Source organism: Streptomyces sp. R-07 (assembly GCF_049913175.1).
GTDB lineage: Bacteria > Actinomycetota > Actinomycetes > Streptomycetales > Streptomycetaceae > Streptomyces.
Genome location: NZ_CP183978.1, coordinates 4,752,858 through 4,779,468, shown reverse-complemented (window position 1 = coordinate 4,779,468; position 26,611 = coordinate 4,752,858). Strand labels below are relative to the sequence as shown.

Annotated in this window: 29 protein-coding genes; 22 read left to right on the top strand and 7 right to left on the bottom strand. The window is 70.0% G+C overall.

What is annotated here, in order from left to right:
• Nucleotides 1-150 precede the first annotated feature (150 nt).
• From fusA to ACN9M0_RS21920, 4 genes are all read right to left on the bottom strand, one after another.
• Nucleotides 151-2,280, bottom strand: coding sequence for an elongation factor G (fusA, locus tag ACN9M0_RS21935; protein ID WP_366036429.1), 2,130 nt, complete (start codon nt 2,278-2,280; stop codon nt 151-153).
• A gap of 39 nt (nt 2,281-2,319) precedes the next feature.
• Nucleotides 2,320-2,790, bottom strand: a complete 471-nt coding sequence (rpsG, locus tag ACN9M0_RS21930; RefSeq protein ID WP_015035567.1) for a 30S ribosomal protein S7 — start codon at nt 2,788-2,790, stop codon at nt 2,320-2,322.
• A gap of 2 nt (nt 2,791-2,792) precedes the next feature.
• Nucleotides 2,793-3,164 carry a 30S ribosomal protein S12 gene (gene rpsL, locus ACN9M0_RS21925; protein WP_003948652.1) on the bottom strand — a complete coding sequence of 124 codons (372 nt, stop codon included), beginning with the start codon at nt 3,162-3,164 and terminating at the stop codon, nt 2,793-2,795.
• Between the two features lie 295 nt (nt 3,165-3,459).
• A complete protein-coding gene (locus tag ACN9M0_RS21920; RefSeq protein ID WP_366036430.1) occupies nt 3,460-3,909 on the bottom strand; it encodes a helix-turn-helix transcriptional regulator in 450 nt (149 codons plus the stop codon).
• A gap of 214 nt (nt 3,910-4,123) precedes the next feature.
• Here ACN9M0_RS21920 and ACN9M0_RS21915 point away from each other — a divergent pair, with 214 nt between their 5' ends.
• The 3 genes from ACN9M0_RS21915 to ACN9M0_RS21905 are packed head-to-tail and all read left to right on the top strand — an operon-like array spanning nt 4,124 to nt 5,365.
• Nucleotides 4,124-4,438 carry a WhiB family transcriptional regulator gene (locus ACN9M0_RS21915; protein WP_426404079.1) on the top strand — a complete coding sequence of 105 codons (315 nt, stop codon included), beginning with the start codon at nt 4,124-4,126 and terminating at the stop codon, nt 4,436-4,438.
• Nucleotides 4,431-5,162, top strand: a complete 732-nt coding sequence (locus ACN9M0_RS21910; protein WP_399695841.1) for a hypothetical protein — start codon at nt 4,431-4,433, stop codon at nt 5,160-5,162. Before ACN9M0_RS21915 ends, ACN9M0_RS21910 begins: the two co-directional genes overlap by 8 nt.
• Entirely contained in the window at nt 5,156-5,365 is a 210-nt protein-coding gene (locus tag ACN9M0_RS21905) for a hypothetical protein (protein ID WP_366036433.1), read from the top strand. Before ACN9M0_RS21910 ends, ACN9M0_RS21905 begins: the two co-directional genes overlap by 7 nt.
• Before the next feature lie 56 nt (nt 5,366-5,421).
• Here the strand turns inward: ACN9M0_RS21905 and ACN9M0_RS21900 are convergent, their stop codons facing one another.
• The gene (locus tag ACN9M0_RS21900) at nt 5,422-6,246 is read right to left on the bottom strand and encodes a hypothetical protein (protein WP_399695840.1); all 825 of its coding nucleotides are present in this window, start codon (nt 6,244-6,246) and stop codon (nt 5,422-5,424) included.
• A 541-nt stretch (nt 6,247-6,787) separates the two neighbouring features.
• Here ACN9M0_RS21900 and ACN9M0_RS21895 point away from each other — a divergent pair.
• From ACN9M0_RS21895 to ACN9M0_RS21880, 4 genes are all read left to right on the top strand, one after another.
• The gene (locus ACN9M0_RS21895; RefSeq protein WP_030687843.1) at nt 6,788-7,195 is read left to right on the top strand and encodes a hypothetical protein; all 408 of its coding nucleotides are present in this window, start codon (nt 6,788-6,790) and stop codon (nt 7,193-7,195) included.
• 109 nt (nt 7,196-7,304) lie between these two features.
• A complete protein-coding gene (locus tag ACN9M0_RS21890; protein WP_366036435.1) occupies nt 7,305-7,916 on the top strand; it encodes a phage tail protein in 612 nt (203 codons plus the stop codon).
• 88 nt (nt 7,917-8,004) lie between these two features.
• Nucleotides 8,005-8,295: a hypothetical protein gene (locus ACN9M0_RS21885; RefSeq protein WP_030687847.1), complete on the top strand. Its 291-nt coding sequence runs from the start codon at nt 8,005-8,007 to the stop codon at nt 8,293-8,295.
• 113 nt (nt 8,296-8,408) lie between these two features.
• Nucleotides 8,409-8,708, top strand: a complete 300-nt coding sequence (locus ACN9M0_RS21880) for a hypothetical protein (protein ID WP_366036436.1) — start codon at nt 8,409-8,411, stop codon at nt 8,706-8,708.
• 54 nt (nt 8,709-8,762) lie between these two features.
• Here ACN9M0_RS21880 and ACN9M0_RS21875 read toward each other — a convergent pair whose 3' ends face one another.
• The gene (locus tag ACN9M0_RS21875; protein WP_366036437.1) at nt 8,763-9,626 is read right to left on the bottom strand and encodes a hypothetical protein; all 864 of its coding nucleotides are present in this window, start codon (nt 9,624-9,626) and stop codon (nt 8,763-8,765) included.
• 305 nt (nt 9,627-9,931) lie between these two features.
• Between ACN9M0_RS21875 and ACN9M0_RS21870 the strand changes: the two genes are divergently transcribed.
• The 15 genes from ACN9M0_RS21870 (at nt 9,932) to ACN9M0_RS21800 (ending at nt 22,557) form a co-directional block, all read left to right on the top strand.
• Nucleotides 9,932-10,141, top strand: coding sequence for a hypothetical protein (locus ACN9M0_RS21870; RefSeq protein WP_366036438.1), 210 nt, complete (start codon nt 9,932-9,934; stop codon nt 10,139-10,141).
• Between the two features lie 100 nt (nt 10,142-10,241).
• Complete coding sequence (locus ACN9M0_RS21865) at nt 10,242-11,318, top strand: hypothetical protein (protein WP_366036439.1); 1,077 nt, start codon at nt 10,242-10,244, stop codon at nt 11,316-11,318.
• A gap of 28 nt (nt 11,319-11,346) precedes the next feature.
• A complete protein-coding gene (locus ACN9M0_RS21860) occupies nt 11,347-12,546 on the top strand; it encodes a phage tail protein (RefSeq protein WP_399695839.1) in 1,200 nt (399 codons plus the stop codon).
• Nucleotides 12,543-13,793, top strand: a complete 1,251-nt coding sequence (locus ACN9M0_RS21855) for a tape-measure protein (RefSeq protein ID WP_399695838.1) — start codon at nt 12,543-12,545, stop codon at nt 13,791-13,793. The genes ACN9M0_RS21860 and ACN9M0_RS21855 overlap by 4 nt, the downstream gene beginning before the upstream one ends.
• A 46-nt stretch (nt 13,794-13,839) precedes the next feature.
• The gene (locus ACN9M0_RS21850) at nt 13,840-14,763 is read left to right on the top strand and encodes a phage distal tail protein (protein WP_366036442.1); all 924 of its coding nucleotides are present in this window, start codon (nt 13,840-13,842) and stop codon (nt 14,761-14,763) included.
• A 50-nt stretch (nt 14,764-14,813) separates the two neighbouring features.
• Nucleotides 14,814-16,004 (top strand): hypothetical protein, encoded by a 1,191-nt coding sequence (locus ACN9M0_RS21845; RefSeq protein ID WP_426404078.1) that lies wholly within the window; start codon nt 14,814-14,816, stop codon nt 16,002-16,004.
• Between the two features lie 34 nt (nt 16,005-16,038).
• Nucleotides 16,039-17,220: a hypothetical protein gene (locus tag ACN9M0_RS21840; RefSeq protein WP_366036444.1), complete on the top strand. Its 1,182-nt coding sequence runs from the start codon at nt 16,039-16,041 to the stop codon at nt 17,218-17,220.
• Nucleotides 17,221-17,262: 42 nt separating this feature from the next.
• Entirely contained in the window at nt 17,263-18,405 is a 1,143-nt protein-coding gene (locus ACN9M0_RS21835; RefSeq protein WP_366036445.1) for a hypothetical protein, read from the top strand.
• Between the two features lie 12 nt (nt 18,406-18,417).
• Nucleotides 18,418-19,548: a hypothetical protein gene (locus tag ACN9M0_RS21830; RefSeq protein ID WP_366036446.1), complete on the top strand. Its 1,131-nt coding sequence runs from the start codon at nt 18,418-18,420 to the stop codon at nt 19,546-19,548.
• The gene (locus ACN9M0_RS21825) at nt 19,548-20,117 is read left to right on the top strand and encodes a hypothetical protein (RefSeq protein ID WP_366036447.1); all 570 of its coding nucleotides are present in this window, start codon (nt 19,548-19,550) and stop codon (nt 20,115-20,117) included. The genes ACN9M0_RS21830 and ACN9M0_RS21825 overlap by 1 nt, the downstream gene beginning before the upstream one ends.
• Nucleotides 20,118-20,149: 32 nt before the next feature.
• Nucleotides 20,150-20,530 (top strand): ATP-binding protein, encoded by a 381-nt coding sequence (locus tag ACN9M0_RS21820; protein WP_366036448.1) that lies wholly within the window; start codon nt 20,150-20,152, stop codon nt 20,528-20,530.
• A gap of 134 nt (nt 20,531-20,664) precedes the next feature.
• Entirely contained in the window at nt 20,665-21,576 is a 912-nt protein-coding gene (locus ACN9M0_RS21815; protein WP_366036449.1) for a peptidoglycan-binding protein, read from the top strand.
• 24 nt (nt 21,577-21,600) lie between these two features.
• Entirely contained in the window at nt 21,601-21,834 is a 234-nt protein-coding gene (locus ACN9M0_RS21810; RefSeq protein WP_366036450.1) for a hypothetical protein, read from the top strand.
• Entirely contained in the window at nt 21,821-22,084 is a 264-nt protein-coding gene (locus ACN9M0_RS21805; protein ID WP_366036451.1) for a hypothetical protein, read from the top strand. The genes ACN9M0_RS21810 and ACN9M0_RS21805 overlap by 14 nt, the downstream gene beginning before the upstream one ends.
• Before the next feature lie 182 nt (nt 22,085-22,266).
• Nucleotides 22,267-22,557 (top strand): hypothetical protein, encoded by a 291-nt coding sequence (locus ACN9M0_RS21800; protein WP_366036452.1) that lies wholly within the window; start codon nt 22,267-22,269, stop codon nt 22,555-22,557.
• Between the two features lie 72 nt (nt 22,558-22,629).
• Here the strand turns inward: ACN9M0_RS21800 and ACN9M0_RS21795 are convergent, their stop codons facing one another.
• On the bottom strand, nt 22,630-26,529 hold the full coding sequence (locus ACN9M0_RS21795; protein ID WP_366036453.1) for a DNA-directed RNA polymerase subunit beta': 3,900 nt from the start codon (nt 26,527-26,529) through the stop codon (nt 22,630-22,632).
• Nucleotides 26,530-26,611 lie beyond the last annotated feature (82 nt).

The following is a 26,611-nucleotide window of genomic DNA, read 5'->3' as shown; positions in this document are numbered from 1 at the left end:
TGAATCCTCCTGCGGAGTGGTTCTGTACGCCTTGCTTCATCGGCGCCAGGTGATCTTTGCTGGGATGCCAGTCGCCGGGGGTCGGTCCTCGGGGTTCCGGGGCGAAACCCCGGCGACTGGTGTCAAGCCTAAAGCGTGAACTCGGGAGAGTTACTCGCCCTTGGCCTTCGCGATGATCTCCTCGGCGACGTTCCGCGGAACCTCGGCGTAGGAGTCGAACTGCATCGAGTAGCTTGCGCGACCCGAGGTCTTGCTGCGGAGGTCTCCGACGTAGCCGAACATCTCCGAGAGGGGCACGAGGCCCTTCACGACGCGAGCGCCGCTGCGCTCCTCCATGGCCTGAATCTGGCCACGGCGGGAGTTGATGTCACCGATGACCTCGCCCATGTAGTCCTCGGGCGTGGTGACCTCGACGGACATCATCGGCTCGAGGATGACCGGCGAAGCCTTGCGCGCGGCCTCCTTGAAGGCCTGCGAACCGGCGATCTTGAACGCGAGCTCGGAGGAGTCGACCTCGTGGTAGCCACCGTCGAGAAGGATGACGCGGACGCCAGTCATCTCGTAGCCGGCCAGGATGCCGAACTGCATGGCCTCCTGCGCACCCGCGTCGACCGAAGGGATGTACTCCTTCGGGATGCGGCCACCGGTGACCTTGTTCACGAACTCGTACGAGGCGTCGCCGCCCTCGATGGGCTCGATCGCGATCTGCACCTTGGCGAACTGACCGGTACCACCGGTCTGCTTCTTGTGGGTGTAGTCAAGTCGCTCGACGGCCTTGCGGATCGTCTCGCGGTACGCGACCTGCGGCTTGCCGACGTTCGCCTCGACCTTGAACTCGCGACGCATGCGGTCGACGAGGATGTCGAGGTGAAGCTCGCCCATACCACCGATGATGGTCTGGCCGGTCTCCTCGTCCGAGTGCACCTGGAAGGAGGGGTCCTCCTCCGCGAGACGCTGGATGGCGACACCCAGCTTCTCCTGGTCACCCTTGGACTTGGGCTCGATGGCGACCTGAATGACCGGCGCCGGGAAGTCCATGGACTCCAGGATGACCGGGTTCTTCTCGTCGCACAGCGTCTCACCGGTGGTGGTCTGCTTGAGGCCCATGACGGCGACGATGTCGCCGGCGCCCACCGAGTCGATCTCCTCACGCTTGTTCGCGTGCATGCGGTAGATCTTGCCGATGCGCTCCTTCTTGCCCTTGACGGAGTTCAGCACCGCGGTGCCGGCCTCCAGGCGACCGGAGTAGATCCGGACGAAGGTGAGCTTGCCGAGGTGCGGGTCGCTCGCGATCTTGAACGCGAGGGCCGACAGCGGCTCGTCGTCGGACGGCTTGCGCCTGACGATCTCCTCCGGGTCCTTCACGCCGTGGCCCTCGATGGCCTCGACGTCCAGGGGGGAGGGGAGGTAGCGCACGACCGCGTCGAGCAGGGGCTGGACGCCCTTGTTCTTGAACGCGGTGCCACAGAAGACGGGGGTGACCGTCTTCTCGCCGCCACCCTTGCCGGAGGCAATGGTGATGCGACGGACGGCAGCGTAGAGCTGCTCCTCGGTGGGCTCGACGCCCTCGAGGAAGAGCTCCATGAGCTCCTCGTCGTTCTCGGCGACGGTCTCGACCAGCTTGGCGCGCCATTCCTCGGCGAGCTCGGTGTGCGAGGCCGGGATGTCGACGACGTCGTACATCTCGCCCTTGCTGGCCTCGGCGGACCAGACGAGGGCCTTCATGCGGACGAGGTCGACAACGCCCTGGAAGTCCATCTCGGCACCGATGGGGAGCTGCATGACGATCGGGACGGCGCCGAGGCGGTCCACGATCATGTCGACGCAGCGAAGGAACTCGGCGCCCGTACGGTCGAGCTTGTTGACGAAGCAGATACGCGGCACGCCGTAGCGGTCCGCCTGACGCCAGACAGTCTCGGACTGGGGCTCGACGCCGGCCACACCGTCGAACACGGTGACAGCACCGTCGAGCACGCGCAGCGAACGCTCCACCTCGACGGTGAAGTCGACGTGGCCCGGCGTGTCGATGATGTTGATCGTGTGATCGACATTCTCGAGCGGCCAGTGGCAGGTCGTCGCGGCAGACGTGATCGTGATGCCGCGCTCCTGCTCCTGCTCCATCCAGTCCATCGTGGCAGCGCCGTCGTGGACTTCACCGATCTTGTACGAGACACCGGTGTAGAACAGGATCCGCTCGGTGGTGGTCGTCTTGCCCGCGTCGATGTGAGCCATGATGCCGATGTTGCGCACCTTGGCAAGGTCAAGCGAAGTGGTAGCCATATCGGCTCAGTCTTCTCTCGGTCTCGATGTGGGTTGCGACTACCAGCGGTAGTGCGCGAAGGCCTTGTTGGACTCGGCCATCTTGTGCGTGTCCTCGCGCTTCTTGACCGCAGCTCCGAGGCCGTTCGAGGCGTCGAGGAGCTCGTTCATGAGGCGCTCGGTCATCGTCTTCTCGCGACGGGCGCGGGAGTAACCGACGAGCCAGCGGAGGGCCAGCGTGGACGCGCGGCCCGGCTTGACCTCGATCGGCACCTGGTAGGTGGCGCCACCGACACGGCGGGACTTGACCTCGAGGGCCGGCTTGACGTTCTCGAGAGCGCGCTTCAGCGTGATGACCGGGTCCTGGCCGGTCTTCTCACGAAGACCCTCCATGGCGCCGTACACGATGCGCTCGGCGGTGGAACGCTTGCCGTCCAGCAGGATCTTGTTGATCAGCGAGGTGACAAGAGGAGAGCTGTAGACCGGGTCGATGATGACCGGGCGCTTCGGGGCGGGGCCCTTACGAGGCATTCTTACTTCTCCTTCTTGGCGCCGTAGCGGCTGCGAGCCTGCTTACGGTTCTTGACGCCCTGCGTGTCGAGGGAACCGCGGATGATCTTGTAGCGAACACCCGGCAGGTCCTTCACACGGCCACCGCGCACGAGCACGATCGAGTGCTCCTGCAGGTTGTGACCCTCACCCGGGATGTAGGCCGTGACCTCGATGCCCGAGGTCAGACGCACACGCGCGACCTTACGGAGGGCCGAGTTCGGCTTCTTCGGGGTGGTCGTGAACACACGCGTGCAGACGCCGCGACGCTGAGGGGAACCCTCGAGTGCGGGCGTCTTGTTCTTCTCGACCTTGTCCTGCCGGCCCTTACGGACCAGCTGCTGGATCGTAGGCACTACTTCTCCGGTTTCTGTGTGCCGTCGGTAAAACTAACCTGGAACATTCGCCGACCCACGCGGTCGGGTGTGTCGGATCGCGCGGACCTCCGCCAGAGGCGGAAAAAGCGCGGATCACGGTGGCCGATATATGACTCGCCGTGCGGTTGAGGACACGCACGGGAGCCCAGGCACACCCCAGGCACAAGGCATGAGCGTACCTACCGCATGGACTCCGGTCAAAACAAATGGCCACGCACGCCCGGTCCCGGCCGGAGCGGGCCGGGACCGGGCCGGGTGGGCCGGTCGGTCCCGGTCAGTCCCGGGCGGTACGGCGGGGCTCGGGGGCCTCGCCGGCGCCCGTCTCCTCGGCGTCGGGCTCCAGGAACTGGTTCACGACCTTGACGAAGACGCCCATGCGCTCGTCGGGCACGCCCAGCCAGCGGGCGAAGTCCTCCATCGAGGGCTGCCAGTCGCTCGGCGGCAGCAGATCCGCCGCCATCGGGAGCTCCTCCGGGGTCACGCGGCCGGACCGGATGAGCATGTCGCGGACGGAGACGCCGAGCAGCGGGGCGATCCGGCGCATGGTCTCCAGGTCGGGCATGCTCTGCCGCTGCAGCAGGCGCGTGACGGCGGCGCGGTGGACACCGGCCTCGTCCGCGATCCGGGACTTGCCGCCGCCGCGCGGGCTGTCGATGTCATAGCCGCGCTGTCTCATCAGGCCTTCGACCCAGCCTGCGAACTCGTCGAGCCCTTGAGTGCTCATGTGTACCGCTCCTCGCTCCCCCACCCTCCGGATCCCATACCTTAGCGTGCTTGCGCGCACGGAATTACGTGCTTTCGGGCACGCAATCGTGTCGAATCGGTGAAGGGTGCACCACGGGACCCTCGAATCTTGTTGCGCGCTCGCACGCAACGTGCAAGTCTGGCTCGCCGCCGCACTCGTCGGCCCCCTGAGCCCCAGGAGCCCCATCGGCCCCATGGACGGCCCCGGCGGGCCCCGGACCGTGGAGAACCTCTTGTTCCATCCCGACCCGTCCCCCTGGCAGGCCTCCGCCGCGTGCGCCGGCCTCTCCCCGTCCGTCGTCTTCGCCCGCCGCGCCAAGGAGGCGGCCCCGGCCCTGCGGGCCTGCGCCGACTGCCCCGTGCGGAGCGAGTGCGAGGCGGCGGTGGCCCCGGCCGAGAGCTACTTCGACGGCGTCTGCGCGGGCCGCCTCTGGCGCAACGGCCGCCCGGCGGACGCCCGGCGCGTCGCGAAGGCGCTCGCCCCTGCGGGGAGCAGCCGCCGTGGCTGACCGCACCGACATCGAGCCCGTGCTCCGGGACATCGCGCTCTGGACCGCCTCCCTCGTACGGCAGTTCCCCGAGCTCGCCGAGGAGCTCGCGCCCGGCCGGCGCGGGCCCGCCGGGACCGCCCCCGCCCCCTCCCCCGCCGGCCGCGACGAGCTGATCCGCGAGGAGCGCCGGGAGGCACTGCTGCTCGAACAGCGGCACGGGCTCGCCGTCCCCGGCCACGGGGCCGCCCCGATCCGGCTGCACGTCTCCGACGCCATCCGTGACATCACCGACGGGGTGGTGGAGCTGGAGGAGGCGGTGTGCGCCCGGCTCGCGCTGCCCCGCCCGCCCCGCGCCGGGGTGATCGACCGGCTCCGGCGGCTGGTGGGTCTGCTCGACCCGATCGCGGCCCACCCGGACCTGGCCCGGCACGTGCGGGACGAGATCCGCCGCATGGCCCGGCGGTGCGCCCGGACGCTGGGCGACGCGGAGGCGATCGTGCGGGTCTCGGGCCGCTGCCCCTGGTGCGACTCGGTGTCGCTGCGGGCGTTCCCGGACCGTCGCGCGGTGCTGTGCGTGAACCCCGCCTGTGTCTGCACGGACGAGGTCTGCGGCTGCCAGGACGACCCGGCCTACCGGCACCTGTGGCCGGAGGACCGCTGGGGGGAGCTCACGGAGGCGTCGGGGACCCCCACCGACGAGATCGAAGCGGCGATGGACGACCCGAAGGAGACCGCATGCTGAGTTCGCCCGCCCTGCCCACGCTGGTCCCCGGCCCGCTGGCCGCCGAGGAGGCGGGGGTGGCGCCCGCGACGATCCGCAAGTGGGTCCAGCTGGGTCATCTGCGGGCCGCGGGCCGGGCGGGCCGGGCGCAGCTCTTCCGCCTGGAGGACGTCTTCGCGGCGGAGCGACTGGCCCGCCGCCGGCCCCGCCTCCGCACCGCCTGACCGCCTGCCCCGTACGACGAAGCGCCCCGCGTCCCTTCCGGACGCGGGGCGCTTCGTCATGCCGCCAGGAAGCGGCGGAGGGAGTCGGTGAGGACGTCGGCGAAGCGGTCGCGGGTCTCCTCGGGGAGGCGGTCGAGGGAGAGGTACGGGTTGAGGTCCTCCAGCTCGACGAGGAGCAGCCCGCCGTCGGGGGCGCGGCAGGCGTCGACGCGCTGGATGCCGTGGTCGAGGGTGTTCCAGTCGATGAAGAGGCGCGCGAAGTCGAGGTCGGCGGCGGTCGGTTCGTACGGCTCCAGGACCCAGCGGCGCTCGGGGTCGGGGGCGTACAGGGCGTACTGGAAGAGGTCGTCGACGAAGTAGAAGGAGACCTCGTACCGGAAGTCGACGCGCGGCTGGACGAGGATCTCGCCGTAGGTGAGGCCGGCGAGGTCCTCGTACGGAAGGAAGCGCAGGCCTATGGAGTCGGCCCCGGCCTTGGGCTTGACCGCGTACCGCTCGGCCTCCGGCAGGCGGTGGAGGTCCTCGGGCCGGTCGGCGGTGGGGATGACGGGGAGTCCGGCGGCGGTGAGGTCGAGGAGGTACTGCTTGCCCGCCATGTCGCCGCGGCCGTGGAGGGGGTTGTAGACGCGGGTGCCGAGGGCGCGGGCCCGCTCGCGGAAGGCCTCGTACTCCTTCTGGTACGCGAGGACGGGGCCGCTGTTGCGGACGACGACGGCGTCGAAGGCGTCCATGAGGGCGGCGGCGTCGAGCGGGTGACAGAGCGCCAGGTCGAAGGCGTCGCGCAGCCGGGCGGTGAGGTGGATGTCCTCGTCGCAGTAGCGGCGGCCCCGGGCCGGGTAGGCGAGGTCGGTGACGTAGAGCAGGCGGGGGCGGGCGGACACGGGCGACTCCTCGTTCGGGCGGGGGCGGACCAACGTATCGGGGACGCGTGGCGAGGCGTCGACAGGGCCGAGCAGAACCCGGCCGCACCGGACGCGCGGCGAGGCGTCGACGGGGCCGAGCGGAACCCGGCCGCACCGGACGCGCGGCGAGGCGTCGACGGGGCCGAGCGGAACCCGGCCGCACCGGACGCGCGGCGGGACCGGGCGGGGGACCAGGACGCGGCCCGGCGCCGGTGCGGCGCTGATCCGGCACCGGTTCGCCGCGGGTCCCGTGCCGTCCTGCGCAAGGGCGCGGCCGCACCGAGCCAGATCGGATCACGAACTAGTTGCGTGCGCGCACGCTCTCTGTCACAGTTGGTGCAGCGGCGGAGCTGCGCCCGCGAGACGGGCCGCAGCCTCCGCCGTTCGCCGTCCGGGAGCGCTCCGCGCCCCCGCCCCCCCGCACCGCGTCGAGCGCCCCGGACGGCCGCACGGGCCTCCCGCCCGCCGGGACGGCCCCCGCACCGCCCGTCCCGCTCCCCTTCTCCCGAGGAGAACCGTCATGACCACTCCCCCGAGTGCGTTCCCGGACGTCGAGAAGCTGGTCGTCGACGTCCTCAAGGCCGACCCGGCACTGGCCGGCGTCACGGTCGCCGCCCAGGCGCCGGCCGGCTTCGACGGCACGCAGAACGCCGTCCTGGTCAACCGCCGCGGCGGCGCCTGGATCGGCGACCTGCACGTCGACAAGCCGCTGATCGAGTTCGAGGTGTACGGGCCGACCAAGACCGCGGCCCACGTCCTCGCCAACGCCGCCCGCAAGGCGCTGCTCGCCACCATCGGCAAGCAGCTCGGCGCCAACTTCGTCAGCGACGTCGAGGAGCAGGACGGGCCCCGCTGGATGCCCGACTACCTCTACCGGGGCGCCAACCGCTACCTCTGCGTCATCCAGCTCTCGCTGAACGTCTTCTAGACACCCAGCGACCCACAGACCAGGCCTCGCCGTCCGGCGGGGCCTTTGCCGTACCCGGAACCGGATTCCGGCGACCGGCAGCCCTCATCACCCAAGGAGAAGACCCACCATGGCAGGAAACAACTCCGCCGAGATCCGCGTCGCAGGCATCGGCAAGCTCTACGTCGCCGACGCCGGCACCTCCCTCCCGGCCACCTTCGGCACGGACTCCGCCGCCGACTGGTCCGGCGCGGGCTGGAAGGACCTCGGCTTCACCTCCGGCGACGGCGTCACGTTCTCGAAGAAGGACAAGCTGGAGGCCATCGACTCGTGGCAGTCGGTCTCCCCGGTCCACTACATCTACTCGAGCCGTGACCTGTCGCTGAAGTTCTCGATGCTCCAGTTCAACGAGGACACGATGCCGTTCTTCATGGGCGGCGACGCCGTGAAGGCGGAGCCGACCCCGGCGGTCGACACGTACCGCTACGAGATCGCCGAGCGTCCGTTCGCGGACGTGCGTGCCCTCGGCCTGGAGTTCACCGACGTCAAGGCCGGTGGCACGACCGCGGTGAAGTACCGCTTCATCATCCCGCGCGGTCAGGTCACCGCCACCGACGACATCAAGCTGGCCCGCAAGGCGGCGTCCCAGCTGGGCGTCACCTTCACCGCCATGTCGAAGGGCGACGGCAAGCCGCTGGCGACCTTCCTCATGAAGGACAGCCAGTACTCCGCGACCGTCTGATCCTTCTCCACCCGGGGCGGGACGGCACACCGCCGTCCCGCCCCGCCCCTCTCCTCTTCACTCACTCGAACAAGGAGTACGCATCACCATGGCCCGTTTCGACGTCAACGCCGCCCGCGCCCAGCGCCTGGAGGCCCACGGCCGCACCTGGTCCTTCGAGCTGGACGGCGAGTCCTACACGCTTCCCACCGAGCTCTCCCGCAAGACCGCGAAGGCGCTGCGGAAGCTCGACGACAACGACGTGGACGGCCTGCTCGAACTCCTGATGGGTGAGGAGCAGTACGTCCGCTTCGAGGAGCACGACCTCACGATGCAGGACATCGCCGCCATCCTGGAGGCCTACGGCAAGGAGACCGGGCTCGGCCTGGGGGAAGACTGAGCCTCGTCGAGTTCGTCGACGAACACGCCGAGGCCCTCGAAGCGGACCTGCTCCGCTACTACGCCACCGATCTCCTCGACTGGTACCGGGGCGAGCTCTCCACCCGGCGCCTGATGGTCCTGGTCAAGAACCTGCCGTCGGACAGCGCGGTGCAGCGCGAGCTCCACGGCGAGGCGGCGGAGTGGTCGCTCTCCGACCATCTCCTCGCCGCGGCCGTGGACCATCTGGCCGCCGCCAACTGGATGTTCCAGTGCGTCAACACGGGTGAGGACGACGAGACCCCCGATCCGCCGAAGCCCGTTCCCCGTCCCGGTGTCACGGACGAGGACGACGACGAGCGGGGCGGGGAACCGACGGAGGAGGGTGCCGGTCCGGCCGTCTCCCCCTCGGCCCTCGCCCGCTTCTTCGGCTGACGCCACGTCCGCCGAAGAAGCCTCCTCCCCCATGGCCCCCGGCGCCCGCTCCCGTCAGGAAGCGGGCTCCGGGGGCGCTTCCCGTGCTCGCTCGGACAGGTCCTCCTCAAGGGACCTGGCGCGTTCGGAGAGCCGGCGGCCGCGCCGCTCCGGGGTCCCCCCCGCCTGGCCGGGCACGCCGCTGAGCGGCGGCACGATCGGGCGGCCGCCCTTGCCGCGGACGACCTTCCGCACCGGCTGGGCGTTCCTGCGGGGGCGGCCCTCCTGAGCGGTCGCCCGACCGTCCGGCTCGGGCTCCGCCCCGGGTTCCGGGTCGAGCGCGGGTTCGGGTCCGGACGCGTGCTCCGGCTCGGGTTCGTACACGGACACGGGCACCGGCTTGGGCCCGGACACAGGCGCGGGCACGGACACCGGCCCGGTCCCAGGCGTGGGGACGGGCACCGGCGTGGGCGCGGGCTCCGGCTCGTACTCCTGCTCCGGGCGCTGTTCGAACAGCTCGCGCTCCCGGCGGACGCGCTCCTCGGCCTTGACCACCGCGGCCGGGGGTTCCATGAGCCGGGCGAAGGGCAGCGCGATGACGCGGGCCCCGTCCGGGTGGGCGGCGTCCGTGCGCCGCTGCGGGCGCCGTATTCCACGCGCGTCACCCTGACCCTGCGCGTAGGCGTCGGCCACGCGCTTCTCGTACTCCCTGCGGATGCGCGGAAGTTCGTCGGAGACGGCCTCGGCCCAGCCGGCGGTGAACGCGGCGGCCTCACGGCGGTCCACCTCGGCGCGGGGCAGCACGACGAGGTCCTCCGGGGCGTACCCGGCAACGTGGACGAGTTCGGCGAGGCGCGCGAAGAGATGGGGCAGATCAGGGTGGGATTCGAGCCAGTCGACGACCTGCTCGCGCCGGTTACCGCCCGGCTCCGTGTCCATGCGCAGCACTGCCTTCCGACCCCCTGGGGTCCCCACGCGCCCCTCGCGCCCCCCGGCTCCCCGAATGAGTCAGGTCCAGGGAACGCGTCTTCCAGAGTACCCCGGTCGAACACAAGCTCTGTTCGAGGTCCAAACCCCAGGGAAAGCCCGCAGGAAGACACACCGTCAGGCGTTTCCCGCTCGACAAACATCGAACAGTTGTTCCACACTCTGTTCGCACAGCAGTTCGAACACGTGGTGCCCCCGCTCCTCACTCCGCGGCGCCGCCACGCACGCACGGGCAAGCAACCGGAAGGCAGGCGTCCATGACTCAGCAGGCCGAGGCATCGCGACCGCACATCCCGCTCCAGGACCGCCTCCGCCAGCTCCTCGACGGACCCGTCGCCCTCGACAAGAGAGCGTTGCTCGGCACGCTGTACGCCGAGGTCAGCCGCTACGAGACGCTCGCGTACACGGCGGGCTGGAACGACGCCCTCGACTCGGTGCGGCGCAGCTCCCGCCGGGACGACGCCTAGCCGCCCGAACCGCCCGCCCCACGCACGAGCCCCTGTCGAAGCCCTACGCCGGCAGGGGCTTTTCGGCGCTTGGCCGTCACCGGCCGGAAGCGGAGCAACCATGCCAAGAACGATCGACGACCTCTCCAACGAAATCTTCGCGCTCAGGAACGCGCTGCTCGAGGGCACCGTCACCCACGGGTACAAGGTTCCCAATGAGAAGGACGACAAGAAGCTCGACGACAAGACGGCGCTCGTCTCCCAGCTCAAGCAGTCCCTCATAGGCGACTCCCCCAAGATCCTCACGGAGGAAGCCGCGGCGCCGTGGGTCAAGCAGATCGGCGACATCCACGAGGAGGCCACGAAGGCCCCCCTGACGGAGTGGCTCGAAGCCGCCGGACTCGACGGTGTCGCCGCCGGCGTCGAGAAGATCTACGAGGGGAAGAACTTCGGGACCATCTGGCCGTACTTCGCGTCGGCCTTCGTCGGCCTCGCCATCCCCGCGCTCGGCCTCCTGCTGGCGGCACGGTCGACCGACATCGTCCGGAACATCTCGGAGAGGTTCCTCGGCCGGATCCCCGCCGTCAACGAGAACGGCGGATGGAGTCTCCAGAACCGCCAGGCCGTCGAGCAGCGCGAACGCCGCGTCTTCAACGGCGGCACCAGCCTCGCCGACATCCCGGCGACCGCGAACTTCGACAACCTGCGAACCCAGCTCCAGCAGCTGAACCCGCACCTGGAGAAGTTCAACGACGAGGCACCCAAGTTCACCACGGAGTTCCACAAGCTGCCGAAGGCGAGCGCCGTCACCAAGGCGGCGGACGCCGTCGACAAGATCAAGAACGCCATGACCGGCCTCGACACCGACAAGATCACCGCACTCGCCAAGGCCCTCGGCAAGCTCACCGGCGCCGTGAAGCACCACGACCCCAAGAAGGTGCCGGACCCCCGCAAGCTCGACAAGCTGAACGCGGCCATGGCAGCCGCCGACCCCGCCAAGATCAGGGAAGTCGCCACGGCGACCGGCAAACTCGCGAGCGCCCAGCGGCACTTCGACCCGAAGAAGCTACCCAAGGCCGGCAGCCTGTCGTCGGCGGCCAGGTCCGCCGAGCGGCTCGCCGACGCGGGCCGGGACGTGGCCCAGGCCTTCAACAACCTCAAGCTCAAGGCCCAGGAGGCCGCCCAGGCCATGGCCTGACCCCCTACCCCTCGAAAGGAGGTAACCCATGTCTCTCACCAGCTCCATGAAGAAGGCGTCCGACTCCCTGCGCAACCTCAAGACGCAGGCCACCGGCGCCGCCGGCGACATCAAGAAGGTCGGGGACGCCGGCAACGGCGCGTCCGGCCAGCTGAAGAACCTCAAGAGCAGCGCAGACGCTTCGAACGGCCAGCTCAAGAACCTGAAGACCGCCTCGGACAACGCCGAGAAGGCGATGACCAAGGCCGGCAAGACCGGCGAGACCGCCGGGACCAAGCTCGGCAAGTACGAGTCCGGCGCCGGCAAGGCGTCCAAGGGTCAGGACAAGCTCAACAAGTCGATGAAGGGCAACCTGCTCGCCCGGCTCGTCGAGCTCTTCATGCCGCTCATCGAAAAAGTCGTCGAGATGGCGATGCAGTCGAAGACGATGCAGAAGGTCATCAAGAAGGCGTTCGACGCGATCAAGGTCGTGATCAGCGCCGTCATGAAGGCCGTCGGCCCGATCATGAAGCAGGCCGGCGCCCTGATCAAGAAGGTCTGGGACGGCATCAAGAAGGCCATCACCGTCGTCGTCAAGGCCGTCGCCACCGTCATCAAGACCTACGTCAACATCTGGAAGACGATCATCACCACGGTGATGAAGGCCATCAAGGCCGTCATCGGCGCCGTCTGGAGCGGCATCAAGGCCGTGATCACCCCGGTGGTCAACTGGATCAAGGAGACGATCCCGCACGCCTTCCAGGCCGTGAAGGACAAGATGTCGTCCATCTGGGGCGCCCTCAGCGGCATCGCGTCCCGGGCGTTCGACGGCATCAAGAGCGCCGTCTCCGGCCCGATCAACGCCGTCATCGGCCTGATCAACCGCATGATCAACGCGGTCAACGGGGTCCATGTCAGCGTCCCCGGCTGGGTGCCGCTCGTCGGCGGCAAGACCTTCGGCGTGCACATCCCGACCATCCCGATGCTCGCCACCGGTGGTGTCGTCATGCCCCGCACCGGCGGTGTCCCGGCGATCATCGCCGAGGCCGGCGAGGCCGAGGCCGTCCTCCCGCTCTCCAAGCTGGACCGGCTGCTCGCCCTCACCGCCCGCCGCGCCCGCATGACGGCGCAGCTTCAGGGCGGCGGCGGTGGTGCCGGGCTGCACATCGAGCACTACCACGCGGCCCGTAACAGCGACCCGCAGTCCACGGCGGACGCGCTGATGTACCTGGCGAAGGCACGCGGATGAGTGCCGCCGCCGCTTTCCGCAACCCGTTCCAGGGCGCCCAACCGGTCCTGAGCAGTCTGCGGCGGGGCCTCGGGGACGCGGCCGGCGCGCTGAAGCGGATCAAGGACGACGCACAGCGGGCGTCCGGCAGCATGGACAGGTTCGCCGCAGGGCTCCGTACGGCCGGCAACACCGTGCGCTCCCTCAGAACCAGCGCGTCAGGCGCGGCCGGCACCGTCCGCCGGATCCAGCAGTCCAAGGCGGCGAACGGGTTCAAGAAGCTGGGCACCGCGGCGGGCAAGGCGGGAACCGTCGCCGGGATGTTCGGCGGCCCGGCCCTCGGCATGCTCCTGGAGATGCTGATCCCGCTGCTGCCCTTCGTCGACACCGTCACCAAGCTGATGGACACCTACGGCACGGTGATGGAGATCGCCTCCGTCGCCATGACCGGCGTCAACCTGGCCATGAAGAGCAGCCCGCTGGGCTTCATCGCCGGCATCCTCCTCCCGGTCGCCGCCTGGCTCATCGAGTACGCGGTGAACACCGAGACCGGGCAGCGAATCATCAAGCAGGTCATGCAGCAGGCCCTCAAGGGCTTCCAGGCCGTCTTCACGTTCCTCCAGCCGGTCCTCAAGCTCATCGGCACGCTGGTCATGAACTACTTCAAGGCGTACCTGACCGTCTTCACCACGGCGCTGAAGATCATCGGGGACGCCGTCAACGGCTTCTCCCACGTCCGGTCCATCGTCACCTCCGCCGTCAACGCCCTGCGCGGCATCGCCTCCAGCAGCATCGGGGCGATCAAGAACGTCCTCCATCCGCTCCTGTCCCTCTTCACCGACAAGATCCCCGGCTTCTTCAGCCACGCCAAGGAGGCCGTGGGCAACGCCCTGCACGGCATGGGCGAGCTCATCAAGGGCGCGCTGACCGCGGTGATCGGCGTCGTCAAGGGCCCGATCAACGGCCTCATCGCCTTCGCCAACTGGATCATCGACGGGCTCGACAAGCTGAGCTTCGACTTCCTGGGCAAGCACTTCGGCATCGACATCCCGAAGATCCCGATGCTCGCCGAGGGCGGTGTCGTCTTCCCCGGCGCCGACAGCGCGCCGCGCATCGACCCGCTCACCGTGCTCGAGAGCCGGCGCGTCCCGGCCCTCACCGAGACTCCCCGGCAGCCCCACCGCATCGCGGAGTTCCACGAGGATCCGGGCGCCGGCCCGCGGTCGACCGCCGAGGACCTGCTCTTCCTCGTCGGCGCCCACCGCTGAAGCCCTTCTCACCCGACAGCCCCTCAGAAGTGAGGTGACGGCCCCCATGGCCGAGACCACAACCACATACGCCGGAAACAGCCTCACCGCCGACCTCGCGCCCGGCTCACTGATCACCCAGGACGGGCAGATCCAGTGGGCCGGGCTTCTCATCGGCCCCGGCACGCCCTTCAACGTCGACCGGTCCGGTCTCCAGGGCTGGGAGGACCTGCCCGAGTTCGACTCCTCCGACGCCGACCGGCCCACCTCGCACGGCGCCTGGCCCGGCTCCCGGTACGCCAAGCCGCGCAAGATCAGCGGCACGATCGTGCTGATGCCGGAGTACGACGCCGCGGCGGAGGCCATCCGCGCCCTGCGCCAGTCGCTCGCCCTGCTCGACGAGGAGCGCTGGCTCACCGTCCGGCTGCACGGCGAACTCCTCGCCGTACGCGCCCGGATCGCCCAGCGCGTGGTCCCCGCGGACCAGGGTTTCGCCACCCAGGGCAGCTCCAGGATGTCGATCCAGTGGCTCGCCTCCGACCCCCGCCGCTACACCGTCTACGAGCAGTCCGCCTCCACCACCCCGCCGCAGCCCGAGTCGGGCCTGACCTGGCCGCTGACCTGGCCGCTCGACTGGGGTCAGGCCAAGTCCACCGGTGACGCCGTCGCCGAGAACACCGGTTCCGCCGCCACGCACCCGGTGATCGTCTTCAGCGGCCCCTGCTCCATGCCGACCGTCACGGAACGGGTCTCCAAGCGCCGGCTGCGGTACGCGATCGACCTGGCCGCCGGCGACGAGCTCGTCGTCGACACCGCCAACGGCACCGTGATGCTCAACAACACCGCCTCCCGCCGCCACACCGCGATGGCCGACTCCAGCCCCGAGGAGCTGTTCCTCCTCGAACCGGGCCGCACGGAGCTGGCGTTCCGGCCCGACTCGGCCACCCCCGACGCGCTGATGACGGTCCGCTGGCGCAACGCCGAGTGGTGACCGCCGCATAGGACCGCCCCCTTCCCGACCCGCACAGAAGAGGTGAACCCATGACCGTACGGGCCGCCTGGCTCCAGACCAACGGGCAGACCCGCGAGGACACCCGGATAGCCCTGTCCGCGCTGCTCACCCCCAGCAGCGGGAGCGCCACCTCGCCCCCGCTGCGCTCGCGGCCCGGCATCGTGCCGGGCGGCTTCGCCCTGACCGGCTCCTCCGCGATGCAGTGCACCATCGGCACCGGCCGGGCCGTCATCCAGGGCTACGAGACCGCCCAGGGCGCGTACATGATCGCGGTGACCGCCCCCGAGACGTTCACCATCGCCGACGGCGACCCGCAGTACGCCCGGATCGACGTCATCGAGCTGGCCGTCCTCGACGACGCCTACGACAAGAGCGGCGCCACCGACGCCGTGATCCGGCTGATCAAGGGCACGCCCTCGGCCACCCCCCAGATCCCGGCCTCGGGCCCCGGCAGCTCCTTCCAGCTCTACACGGTCGCCGTCCCGGCCGGCACGTCCGCCGGCACCGGCGGCATCGCCTGGACCTCCGGCGCCGTCACCACCAAGCACTATCCGATGACGGCGCTCGGCGGGATCATGCCCACCAGCGGTTTCAACGGCGTGTACGCCGGCCAGTACCGCGACGTCTCGGGCCAGTTGCAGCGCTGGGACGGCACTGCCTGGGTCCCGTACCCGAAGGCGCTCGGCGGCATCGCCCCGAACGGGACGGCGACGACCGGCAGCTACGTCGGCCAGTACCGCGACAACGCCGGCGTCCTCCAGCGCTGGGACGGCTCGGCCTGGCAGTACGCCGAGGGCAAGGCGACGATCCTGTTCAGCGCCTCGCAGACGGCGATGCAGAGCGTGCCGCAGAACGCCTGGACGCCGATCACCCTGAACTACGTCGACATCGACGACTTCAACGGCTGGAACGGCACCGACAGCTTCGTCGTCCCGCGCACCGGCTGGTGGCGGGTCGGCGCCAACATCAACTGGTACGGCGACTCCACCAGCGGCATACGCGGCGCCCGCCTCCTCGTCGGCGGCGTCGGCTACGCCCGGATGACCTGGATGGCCGCGGCGTCCACGGGCACCACGAGCGTCGGCGGCGACGGCCTGGTCAAGCTCACCGCCGGCAACGTGCTCCAGCTCGCGGGCTACCACAACGCCACGGCCGCGGTCCGCACCCTCGGCGGCTCCGGCTACTACACGACCCTCTCCGCCCAGTGGATCCGGTCCTGAACCGCCTTCCCCGTACACCCCATTGGAGAACCCCATGAACCTGCGCAGCAGCTGGGTCGCCGAGACCGGCCAGACCCGCGAGGACACCCGCCTCACCCAGACCCCGACCACCATGATCAACCCCGTCCAGGTGCGCTCCGGCATCCTGCCGGGCTCCTACAGCGGCCAGTGGCGGCTCTCCGGCTTCTGGATGACCGGCGCCTCCGCGATGACGGCGACCGTCTCCGAGGGCCGCGCCGTCATCCAGGGCGACATCTCGCAGGGCGTCTACCCGGTGACCCTGCCGGCCTCCGAGCCGGTCACCTTCACCGCCGGCAACGCCACCTACGGCCGGATCGACCTGGTCGTCCTCAAGGTCTACGACAAGCTCTACGACGGCGGCACCCGCAACGAGGCCGTGATCGAGGTCGTCCAGGGCGTGCCGGAGGCCAGCCCGAAGGCCCCGGCCACCCCGGCGCGCAGCCTCCCGCTGTACGAGGTGACGGTGCCCGCGAACGCCAGCGCGGGCAACGGCGGCATCCCGTGGAACACCTCCCTGAAGGACCTGCGCACCCCGGTCGTCGCGGCCGGCGGCATCCTCCCGGTCGAGGGCCCGGTGCTGCCGGGCGCCCACCCGGGCGCGTACCAGGACGCCCCGAACAACCAGCTGCAGCGATGGGACGGCGGCAAGTGGGTCGCCTACCCGGAGGCGATCGGCGGCATCGTGCCGAGCTCGGCGTCCACCCTGCCGGGCAGCTACGTCGGCCAGTACCGGGACGGCGCGGGCGGCCGGATCGAGCGCTGGAACGGCTCGGCGTGGGCGCCCGCCGTCCCGGGGCCGTACTTCACCGACTCGCTGGCCTCCAGCTACACCACCTCGACGACCTGGGTGAACACGCTCACCAACCGAGATGTCGTGTCCCTCTCCTTCGTCGCCCCGGCCTCCCGGCAGGTCCTGCTCTCCTACGGCTCGCGGATCCAGCTCGTCGGCACGGGGTCCGGGGTCGGCTTCATGGGCGTGAAGGTCACCACGGGCGCGACCGTCCACAGCGACGTGAACGACTCGAACGCGGTGGTCGCCGCCTCCCCCGGCAACGTCTCCATGGCCACCGTCCAGCGCCTCCAGAACCTCACGGCGGGCGCCACGTACACGGTCACCGCCTACTACCGGGGCACCAACACCGCGCTGCAGACCTGGTTCAACAACACGTACCTCCAGGTCACCCCGCAGCACTGAGCCCAGGCCACCCGCCCGCCGCCGCACGACAGGAGTCCACCCATGCCCGTACGCTCCGGATGGCTGACGCCCACCGGCCAGACCCGCCAGCACACCCGCATCACCAACATCGGCGCCACCACCCCCGTCAACCCGCTCGGCGTCCGGTCCGGCATCCTGCCCGGCACCTTCGACGGCAAGTACCGGGTCGGCGGCCTGTGGATGAGCTCCACCGGCCCGATGACGGCCACCGTCTACCAGGGCAAGGCCATCGTCCAGGGCGGCATCGCCGACGGCGCCTACCCGGTCGCCCTCGACGCGGACACCACCATCACCTTCGCCGACGGCGACCCGCTCAACGACCGCATCGACCTCGTCGTGGTCCGCGTCTACGACAACGACGTGGACGCCCTCGGCAAGTACGAGGCCGGCATCGAGATCGTCAAGGGCACCCCGGCGGCCGCCCCCGCCGCCCCGGCCGCCCCCGCCCGCTCCCTGCCCCTGTTCACGGTGAAGGTGAAGAAGGGCGCCTCCGCCGGCACCGGCGGCATCGACTGGGCGGGCGGTGCCTCCACCGACCTGCGCACCACGATCGTCTCGTCCGGCGGCATCCTGCCCGTCTACAACAACGCCGGCGTGCCCGGCGCCTACCCGGGCCAGTACCAGGACAACGACAACGCCCACTTCCTCCAGCGCTGGGACGGCACCGCCTGGGTCGCCTACCCCAAGGAGATCGGCGGCATCGCGCCCAGCGGCACGGTCACCACCGGCAGCTACAGCGGCCAGTACCGGGACTACAACGGCGGCCAGCTCCAGCGCTGGAACGGCAGCGCCTGGGTGGTCTACCAGCCGCCCGTCGAGGTCGAGACCACCAATACCGGTGCGGTCGCCCTCACCAACTGGTCGATGGTGGCGTTCTCCGGCCGCAGGACCAAGAGCGGCCTGTGCACCATCACCGTCACCGTCACCCGCACCGGCGCCCAGGTCAACGTCGACAGCTCCGGCAACATCGCCGACGAGCAGCTGTGCACCATCCCGGCCGGCTGGCGTCCGGCCACGGACTTCGAGGCCACGGCCTGCGACGGGTACGGCGACGGCGCCGCCAACGTCCGCGCCGACGGACGCGTCGACCTGCGGACCTGGTCCTACAACGGCACCCTCGCCGCCGGGCGGAACATCCGCGTCTCCGCCACCTACGTCCTGTAAGGGGGCCCACCGATGGCAATCGACACGCCCTACCGGGCGATCTTCTGCGACCTGCTCACCGACCAGACGCTGGACATCCTCCCCCTGCGGGACGTCTCGTTCGACGACTACATCGGCAAGGCGGGCTCGCTCTCCGGCACGATCCCCATCCCCGACAAGGACATCGCCGACCGCGTCAAGAAGGTCCGGGAGGGCCGCACCGCGGTCTACCTGGAGCGCGGCGGCGACCTGTGGTGGGGCGGCATCGTCTGGACCAGCACCCTGCAGTCCAGCGGCCGCGGGGTGCTGACCCTCGGCATCCAGGCCGCCACGTTCGACTCGTACGCCGGACGCCGCCGCATCCGCACCGACATCACGTACGACGTCCCCACCGACCAGGTGGAGATCGCGCGCCGGCTGTGGCGCGAGCTCGACCTCCAGACCTACCCCGGCGCCCCCGAGGGCGAGGAACCGCGCCGCCTCGGGATCACCTTCGGCGACGAGATCCCCAAGTTCCAGAAGACGGCCTCGTGGCGGAAGGGCGACGAGACGGTCTACCTGGAGGCGCTCGACCAGCTCGCCGCCACGGAGAACGGCTTCGAGCACCAGATCCTGGTCTACCGCGACCCGGTCACCGGGCGGCGGATCCGGCAGCTCCGCCTCGGCGAACCCAAGATCGTCACCGGCGCGACCGACCTGGTCTTCGACCGGCCCGGCGTCATCCTGTCGTACTCCTTCCCGTACGACGCCACCCGCGGCGGCACCACCGCGCTGGCCCGCGGCGCGTCCACCAACGCCAACGCCGCGGCCGAGTCCCGGCCGATCTTCTCCACCCAGCAGTACGCCAGCGACCTGCTCGTGGACGGCTGGCCGCTGATCGACCTGTCCTCGGACCACAACGAGATCACCGACCCGCTCGCGCTCGACTCGGTGGCCGCCACCGAGCTCAAGGAGGCGCGCGGCGCCGTGGTGATCCCCTCGATCAGCATCCACCTCGGCGGGATCGTCCCGCCGGCGCTCCTCGGCCGCGTCGCCCGCATCCGGATCACCGACGAGTGGTACGCGCAGGGCCTCGACGCCCGCTACCGCATCATCGGCACCAAGATCACTCCGCCGGAGCGCGGCCGCCCCGACACCGCCGAGCTCTACCTTGAGGAGGCCTGATGCCCCAGCTGCCCGAGGACATCATCGACCGGCTCAACCAGATGGAACGCCGGCTCAAGGCCCTGTCCACGGCCGTGAACACCCGTCCCGCCGTCAACGAGTTCCGGCCCCCGGCGGGCACCAGCGTCACCATCACCCGGCCGCTGTTCCGGATCTTCGACGGCTACAGCCACGAGATCTTCGCGGACGACATCATGACCGGCGGTCTCGCCCGGCCCTGGCTGCAGCTCATGCCGCCGCTGGCCAGCGACCCGGCCAAGTGGCCCTCCACCACCGCCCCCGCCTTCACGACCATCGCCCGCTGCTCCAACCCCATCTGGCAGCCGAAGATGCGGCTCGCCATCAACACGGCGGCGTCGAGCGGCGGCACCGGCCAGGTGCGTGTCCTCGTCGACAACGTGCAGTTCGGGCCCACGGTCACCGCGGGCACCACGTACGACTACCTCGGCCTGCTGCCCGGCGACATGAAGACCCGGTTCGGCCAGACGATGAACATCGAGATCCAGGCCCTGGCCGGCGCGGGCACGGTCTACGCCCAGCCCGTCCTCATCCACGGCGCCCAGACCTGACCGAAGAGCACAAGGACCACGAGGAGCACCCCTTGAACATCGACCCCACCCAGCCCTGGGGCGTGGCCATCGACTACGCGGGCCGCGCCACCGTCACCGAGGCCGGCCACACCCTCAACGTACGGGTCTACGACAACAGCATGGGCTACACCCTCCAGCGGGACCCGGTGACCGGGCAGTACCCGTCGGTGTACGTCACCGCCGAGGTCACCGAGAGGGGCACGGGGGACGCCACCCTGCGCGGCTCCGGCCTGGTCATCGTGGACGCGCGGGACGGCGTCCCGGCCGTCCCCGACCAGACGGCGGCCCAGCGGGCCGTGACGGCCGCGCTCGCCGACTTCGAGACCCGGCGGTCCGCCGCCGCCCAGCTGTGCGCGGTATGGGCCCCGCCGGCCCCGGAACCCACCCCGTAGAACCGGTAGACCCGTAGAACTCGCAGGACCCGCAGCACCCCGTACAGCCCGTACGGAAGAACCCGCAGCACCCGCAGCCCGCAGGCCCGCCCGACTCCCCGGCGCGGGTCTTTCTCATGTCCGGAGGACACCAGATGGCCACTCCCCTCACCGCGGACCGGCTCGTCGCCGCGCTCCGCGCCGAAGGCGTCACCGTCGTCGAGCACCCCGGCTGGCGCACCCACAACCGCAACCACGTCGGCGCCTGGGGCCCGGTCACCGGCGTGATCATCCACCACACCGTCTCCGCCGGCACCGCCAACTCCGTCGAGATGTGCTTCGACGGCTACGAGGGCCTGCCGGGCCCGCTCTGCCACGGCGTCATCGCCAAGGACGGCAGCGTCCACCTCGTCGGCAACGGCCGCGCCAACCACGCCGGCGGCGGCGACCCGTCCGTCCTCCAGGCCGTGATCAGCGAGACGTACGGCGACCGGCCGCCCGCCCCGCGCGCCCACCAGGGCAGCCCCGGCGCGGTCGACGGCAACTCCCGCTTCTACGGCTTCGAGTGCGTCAACCTCGGCAACGGCACCGACCCCTGGCCGCCCGCCCAGCTCGACGCGATCGAACGGGTCTCCGCCGCCCTCTGCCGGGCCCACGGCTGGGGCGCCCGCTCCGTCATCGGCCACAAGGAGTGGTCGGACTGGAAGGACGACCCCCGGGGCTTCGCCATGCCGACGATGCGCGACCGCGTCCAGGCCCGGCTGAACAAGGCGCCCGCCAAGCCCGCCACCGACGCCGGCAAGCCGGCCGCCCCCCGCCTCCAGCCCTTCCCGGGCACCTCGTTCTTCCGCAAGGAGACGAGCTCCCCGGTCATCACGGCCATGGGCCGCCGCCTCGTCGCCGAGGGCTGCTCCGCGTACACCGTCGGCCCGAGCCCCCGCTGGGGCGAGGCCGACCGGCTCAGCTACGCGAAGTGGCAGCACAAGCTCGGCTTCCGCGGCTCCGACGCCGACGGCATCCCCGGCGCCGCCTCCTGGAACGCGCTGAAGGTCCCGTACACGAAGTAACCCCCGCACCAGAGGAGACCCCCGATGTCCGATGCCGCCAAGCGCACGGCCCGCACCGTCCTCCAGTCCGCCGTCGGCATCGCCGTCGTGCTCCCCGCCATCGTCGACGCCTCCGGCATCCCCGCGACCCTCCCCTGGGTCGCCGGAGCCCTGGCCGTCGCCGGCGGTCTGGCCCGGGTGATGGCCCTCGACCTCGTCCAGAACCTGCTGCCGTCCTGGCTGCGCAGCACCCAGGGCGGTGCCGATGACCGAGCCTGACCCGAACGACCCCGTCGCCGTCGCCCTCGAACTGGAACGCCTCCGCGGCACCCTGGAGGCCGGCTTCGCCCGGGTCGACGGCTCGCTCGCGCTGCTCGTCCAGCGCAGCGACCAGACCGACAAACAGCTCGCCGACCACGAGGCCCGCCTCGACGACCTGGAGCGGGCCCGCTGGCCACTGACCAGCATCGCCGCCCTGACCGCGAGCGCCGGTGTGCTCGTCGCGGTCTGGGAGCTCGCGGCCCGCTGAGGCCCCCCGACCCGGGCGGCGGGTCCACCCGGACCCACCGCCCGGCCGGTCCCGCCGCCCCGCCCCTTGCCGGGCCCCGGCAGGGAGAAGCCCTCCGAACGACCGGACCACGGCTCTGTCCCCCCGAGCCGTCCGGGCGGACACTGCAGAGGAGCTCGACCGACCGACGAAGGGGGACCGTCATGGCGACGGACGACCGCAATCGACCCATCTCCCCGCATGCCCCGTCCACCGGCCCCGACGCGGGCGTCCGCCTCGACATCCACCTCACCGTCATCGAGTACGGCACGGTGGCCGCCGAGTACGCCGCTGCCGCGACCCATCCCGACGCGCCCCGGGCGATCGTGGACGACTACGCCATCGTGGTCGACGCCCTCGCCCTCGCCCGCCGGGTCCCCGCCGAAGACGTCCCCGCCGTCCTCGCCATCGGCACCCGGGCGCTCCTGCGCGTGCACCGCGCGCTCCTCGGCTAGCCGGCGGCCGCCCACGACGCCGAAGGGCGGCAACCCTCACGGGGTGCCGCCCTTCTTGGCGTTTCTCGCTACCTACTGGTTGTACGGACCGTAGTCGTAGTCCTCCAGCGGAACGGCCTGGCCGGAGCCCGAGCCGAACGGCGAGTAGTCGATGTCGTCGTAGCCGACGGCCGAGTACATCGCGGCCTTGGCCTCCTCGGTCGGCTCGACCCGGATGTTGCGGTAGCGGGACAGACCCGTACCGGCCGGGATGAGCTTACCGATGATGACGTTCTCCTTGAGGCCGATGAGGCTGTCGGACTTGGCGTTGATCGCCGCATCCGTCAGGACTCGGGTCGTCTCCTGGAAGGACGCCGCCGACAGCCACGACTCGGTGGCGAGCGAGGCCTTGGTGATACCCATCAGCTGCGGACGGCCGGAGGCGGGGTGACCGCCCTCGGTGACCACACGACGGTTCTCGGTCTCGAACTTCGACCGCTCGACCAGCTCGCCCGGCAGGAGCTCCGCGTCGCCGGACTCGATGATCGTCACGCGGCGCAGCATCTGCCGGATGATGATCTCGATGTGCTTGTCGTGGATCGACACGCCCTGCGAGTTGTAGACCTTCTGGACTTCGCCGACCAGGTGGACCTGGACCGCGCGCTGACCGAGGATCCGGAGCACGTCGTGCGGGTTGGTGGCACCCACGGTGAGCTTCTGGCCCACCTCGACGTGGTCGCCCTCGCCCACGAGCAGACGGGCACGCTTCGAGATCGGGAACGCCGTCTCGTCGGTGCCGTCGTCCGGGGTGACGACGATCTTCTTGGTCTTCTCGGTCTCCTCGATGCGGACGCGACCGGCCGCCTCGGAGATCGGGGCGACACCCTTGGGCTGCCGCGCCTCGAAGAGCTCGACGACACGGGGCAGACCCTGGGTGATGTCGTCACCGGCCACACCACCGGTGTGGAAGGTACGCATCGTCAGCTGGGTACCGGGCTCACCGATGGACTGGGCGGCGATGATGCCGACCGCCTCACCGATGTCGACCAGCTTGCCGGTGGCGAGCGAACGGCCGTAGCAGAACGCACAGGTACCGACGGCGGACTCACAGGTCAGGACCGAGCGGGTCTTGACCTCCTCGACGCCCGCGTTGACCAGGGCGTCGATGAGCACGTCACCCAGGTCGACGTTGGCCGGCGCGATGACCTTGCCGTCGACGACGACGTCCTCGGCGAGCATCCGCGCGTACACGGAGGTCTCGACGTCGTCCGTCTTCCGCAGGACACCGGCCTCGTCCTTGGCCGCGATCCGCAGCTTCAGACCGCGCTCGGTGCCACAGTCCTCCTCGCGGATGATCACGTCCTGCGAGACGTCCACCAGACGACGGGTCAGGTAACCCGAGTCGGCGGTACGCAGGGCGGTGTCGGCGAGACCCTTACGGGCACCGTGCGTGGAGATGAAGTACTCGAGGACGGTGAGGCCCTCACGGAACGACGCCTTGATGGGACGCGGGATCGTCTCGTTCTTGGCGTTGGACACCAGACCACGCATACCGGCGATCTGACGCATCTGCATCATGTTTCCTCGGGCACCCGAGTCAACCATCATGAAGATGGGGTTCGTCCGCGGGAAGTTCGCGTTCATCGCCTCGGCGACCTCGTTGGTCGCCTTGGTCCAGATCGCGATGAGCTCCTGCGTGCGCTCTTCCTTGGTGATCAGACCGCGCTCGTACTGCTTCTGGACCTTCTCGTCCTGCGCCTCGTAGCCCTTGACGATCTCCTTCTTCGCCTCGGGAACGACGACGTCGGAGATGGCCACGGTGACACCGGAACGGGTCGCCCAGTAGAAGCCCGCCGCCTTCAGGTTGTCGAGCGTCGCCGCCACGATGACCTTGGGGTAGCGCTCGGCGAGGTCGTTGACGATCTCGGAGAGCTGCTTCTTGCCGACGGAGTAGTCGACGAACGGGTAGTCCTCGGGCAGCAGCTCGTTGAAGAGCGCGCGGCCCAGGGTCGTCCGCAGACGGAACGTGTCGCCCTGCTGCCACTCCGGCTCGCCCTCCTCGGCGACCGGGGGAACCCAGCCACGGGGAGCGACGGTGCCGACGGGGAAGCGGATCTCGATCTCCGACTGGAGCGCGAGCTCGCCGGCGTCGAACGCCATGATCGCCTCGGCCGTGGAGCCGAACGCGCGGCCCTCGCCCTTGGTGTCACGGAGCTCACCGTCGGTGGTCAGGAAGAACAGACCGAGGACCATGTCCTGGGTCGGCATCGTGACCGGACGGCCGTCGGCCGGCTTCAGGATGTTGTTCGAGGACAGCATCAGGATGCGGGCCTCGGCCTGCGCCTCCGCGGAGAGCGGCAGGTGCACGGCCATCTGGTCACCGTCGAAGTCCGCGTTGAACGCGGTGCAGACGAGCGGGTGGATCTGGATGGCCTTGCCCTCGACCAGCTGCGGCTCGAAGGCCTGGATGCCGAGGCGGTGCAGCGTGGGCGCACGGTTCAGCAGAACCGGGTGCTCGGCGATGACCTCTTCGAGGACGTCGTACACGACCGTGCGGCCGCGCTCGACCATCCGCTTGGCGCTCTTGATGTTCTGCGCGTGGTTCAGGTCGACCAGGCGCTTCATCACGAACGGCTTGAAGAGCTCCAGCGCCATGGCCTTGGGAAGACCGCACTGGTGCAGCTTCAGCTGCGGACCGACGACGATGACGGAACGCGCGGAGTAGTCCACACGCTTGCCGAGCAGGTTCTGACGGAAACGACCCTGCTTACCCTTCAGCATGTCGCTGAGGGACTTCAGCGGACGGTTGCCGGGGCCCGTGACCGGGCGACCACGACGGCCGTTGTCGAAGAGGGCGTCGACCGCCTCCTGGAGCATCCGCTTCTCGTTGTTCACGATGATCTCGGGGGCACCGAGGTCGAGCAGACGCTTCAGACGGTTGTTGCGGTTGATCACGCGGCGGTACAGGTCGTTCAGGTCGGAGGTCGCGAAGCGGCCACCGTCCAGCTGCACCATCGGACGCAGGTCCGGCGGGATGACCGGCACGCAGTCGAGAACCATGCCCTTGGGGCTGTTCGCGGTCTGCAGGAACGCGGAGACGACCTTGAGGCGCTTGAGCGCACGGGTCTTCTTCTGGCCCTTGCCGGTACGGATGATCTCGCGGAGGCGCTCGGCCTCCTCCTCCAGGTCGAAGGACTCCAGGCGCTTCTGCAGCGCCGCGGCACCCATCGAACCGTCGAAGTACGTGCCGAAGCGGTCACGCAGCTCGCGGTAGAGGAGCTCGTCGCCCTCCAGGTCCTGGACCTTGAGGTTCTTGAAGCGCGACCAGACCTCGTCCAGACGGTCGATCTCGCGCTGCGCACGGTCGCGCAGCTGCTTCATCTCGCGCTCGGCACCCTCGCGCACCTTGCGGCGCACGTCGGCCTTGGCGCCCTCGGCCTCGAGCTCGCCGAGGTCGTTCTCGAGCTTCTTGGCGCGGGCCTCCAGGTCGGAGTCGCGACGGTTCTCGATCTGCTGGCGCTCGACGGAGACGTGCGCCTCCAGCGAGGGCAGGTCACGCGTACGACGCTCGTCGTCGACGTACGTGATCATGTACGCCGCGAAGTAGATGACCTTCTCGAGGTCCTTCGGGGCGAGGTCGAGCAGGTAGCCAAGACGCGACGGAACGCCCTTGAAGTACCAGATGTGGGTGACCGGGGCGGCGAGCTCGATGTGGCCCATCCGCTCACGGCGCACCTTCGCGCGGGTGACCTCGACGCCACACCGCTCACAGATGATGCCCTTGAAGCGGACACGCTTGTACTTGCCGCAGTAGCACTCCCAGTCCCGGGTCGGACCGAAGATCTTCTCGCAGAAGAGTCCGTCCTTCTCGGGCTTGAGCGTGCGGTAGTTGATGGTCTCCGGCTTCTTGACCTCGCCGTGGCTCCACTGACGGATGTCGTCAGCGGTGGCCAGACCGATCCGGAGCTCGTCGAAGAAGTTGACGTCGAGCACTATGCGTCAATCCCTCTCAGGGTTGTAAGGCTTTGGGGTCTGATACGGGGGTCCTGGGGCCGGCGGGGGGACCATTGCTGGT

Excerpts from the sequence above, each read along its gene's own strand:
- ACN9M0_RS21815 (WP_366036449.1), top strand. The coding sequence starts at position 20,665 with ATGGCCACTCCCCTCACCGCGGACCGGCTCGTCGCCGCGCTCCGCGCC.
- ACN9M0_RS21810 (WP_366036450.1), top strand. The coding sequence starts at position 21,601 with ATGTCCGATGCCGCCAAGCGCACGGCCCGCACCGTCCTCCAGTCCGCC.
- ACN9M0_RS21830 (WP_366036446.1), top strand. The coding sequence starts at position 18,418 with ATGGCAATCGACACGCCCTACCGGGCGATCTTCTGCGACCTGCTCACC.
- ACN9M0_RS21860 (WP_399695839.1), top strand. The coding sequence starts at position 11,347 with ATGTCTCTCACCAGCTCCATGAAGAAGGCGTCCGACTCCCTGCGCAAC.
- ACN9M0_RS21920 (WP_366036430.1), bottom strand. The coding sequence starts at position 3,909 with ATGAGCACTCAAGGGCTCGACGAGTTCGCAGGCTGGGTCGAAGGCCTG.
- ACN9M0_RS21865 (WP_366036439.1), top strand. The coding sequence starts at position 10,242 with ATGCCAAGAACGATCGACGACCTCTCCAACGAAATCTTCGCGCTCAGG.
- ACN9M0_RS21840 (WP_366036444.1), top strand. The coding sequence starts at position 16,039 with ATGAACCTGCGCAGCAGCTGGGTCGCCGAGACCGGCCAGACCCGCGAG.
- ACN9M0_RS21915 (WP_426404079.1), top strand. The coding sequence starts at position 4,124 with ATGGACGGCCCCGGCGGGCCCCGGACCGTGGAGAACCTCTTGTTCCAT.
- ACN9M0_RS21870 (WP_366036438.1), top strand. The coding sequence starts at position 9,932 with ATGACTCAGCAGGCCGAGGCATCGCGACCGCACATCCCGCTCCAGGAC.
- ACN9M0_RS21800 (WP_366036452.1), top strand. The coding sequence starts at position 22,267 with ATGGCGACGGACGACCGCAATCGACCCATCTCCCCGCATGCCCCGTCC.
- rpsG (WP_015035567.1), bottom strand. The coding sequence starts at position 2,790 with ATGCCTCGTAAGGGCCCCGCCCCGAAGCGCCCGGTCATCATCGACCCG.
- ACN9M0_RS21890 (WP_366036435.1), top strand. The coding sequence starts at position 7,305 with ATGGCAGGAAACAACTCCGCCGAGATCCGCGTCGCAGGCATCGGCAAG.
- ACN9M0_RS21850 (WP_366036442.1), top strand. The coding sequence starts at position 13,840 with ATGGCCGAGACCACAACCACATACGCCGGAAACAGCCTCACCGCCGAC.
- ACN9M0_RS21835 (WP_366036445.1), top strand. The coding sequence starts at position 17,263 with ATGCCCGTACGCTCCGGATGGCTGACGCCCACCGGCCAGACCCGCCAG.
- ACN9M0_RS21845 (WP_426404078.1), top strand. The coding sequence starts at position 14,814 with ATGACCGTACGGGCCGCCTGGCTCCAGACCAACGGGCAGACCCGCGAG.
- ACN9M0_RS21825 (WP_366036447.1), top strand. The coding sequence starts at position 19,548 with ATGCCCCAGCTGCCCGAGGACATCATCGACCGGCTCAACCAGATGGAA.
- fusA (WP_366036429.1), bottom strand. The coding sequence starts at position 2,280 with ATGGCTACCACTTCGCTTGACCTTGCCAAGGTGCGCAACATCGGCATC.
- ACN9M0_RS21880 (WP_366036436.1), top strand. The coding sequence starts at position 8,409 with ATGGTCCTGGTCAAGAACCTGCCGTCGGACAGCGCGGTGCAGCGCGAG.
- ACN9M0_RS21895 (WP_030687843.1), top strand. The coding sequence starts at position 6,788 with ATGACCACTCCCCCGAGTGCGTTCCCGGACGTCGAGAAGCTGGTCGTC.
- ACN9M0_RS21905 (WP_366036433.1), top strand. The coding sequence starts at position 5,156 with ATGCTGAGTTCGCCCGCCCTGCCCACGCTGGTCCCCGGCCCGCTGGCC.
- ACN9M0_RS21885 (WP_030687847.1), top strand. The coding sequence starts at position 8,005 with ATGGCCCGTTTCGACGTCAACGCCGCCCGCGCCCAGCGCCTGGAGGCC.
- ACN9M0_RS21875 (WP_366036437.1), bottom strand. The coding sequence starts at position 9,626 with ATGGACACGGAGCCGGGCGGTAACCGGCGCGAGCAGGTCGTCGACTGG.
- ACN9M0_RS21855 (WP_399695838.1), top strand. The coding sequence starts at position 12,543 with ATGAGTGCCGCCGCCGCTTTCCGCAACCCGTTCCAGGGCGCCCAACCG.
- ACN9M0_RS21805 (WP_366036451.1), top strand. The coding sequence starts at position 21,821 with ATGACCGAGCCTGACCCGAACGACCCCGTCGCCGTCGCCCTCGAACTG.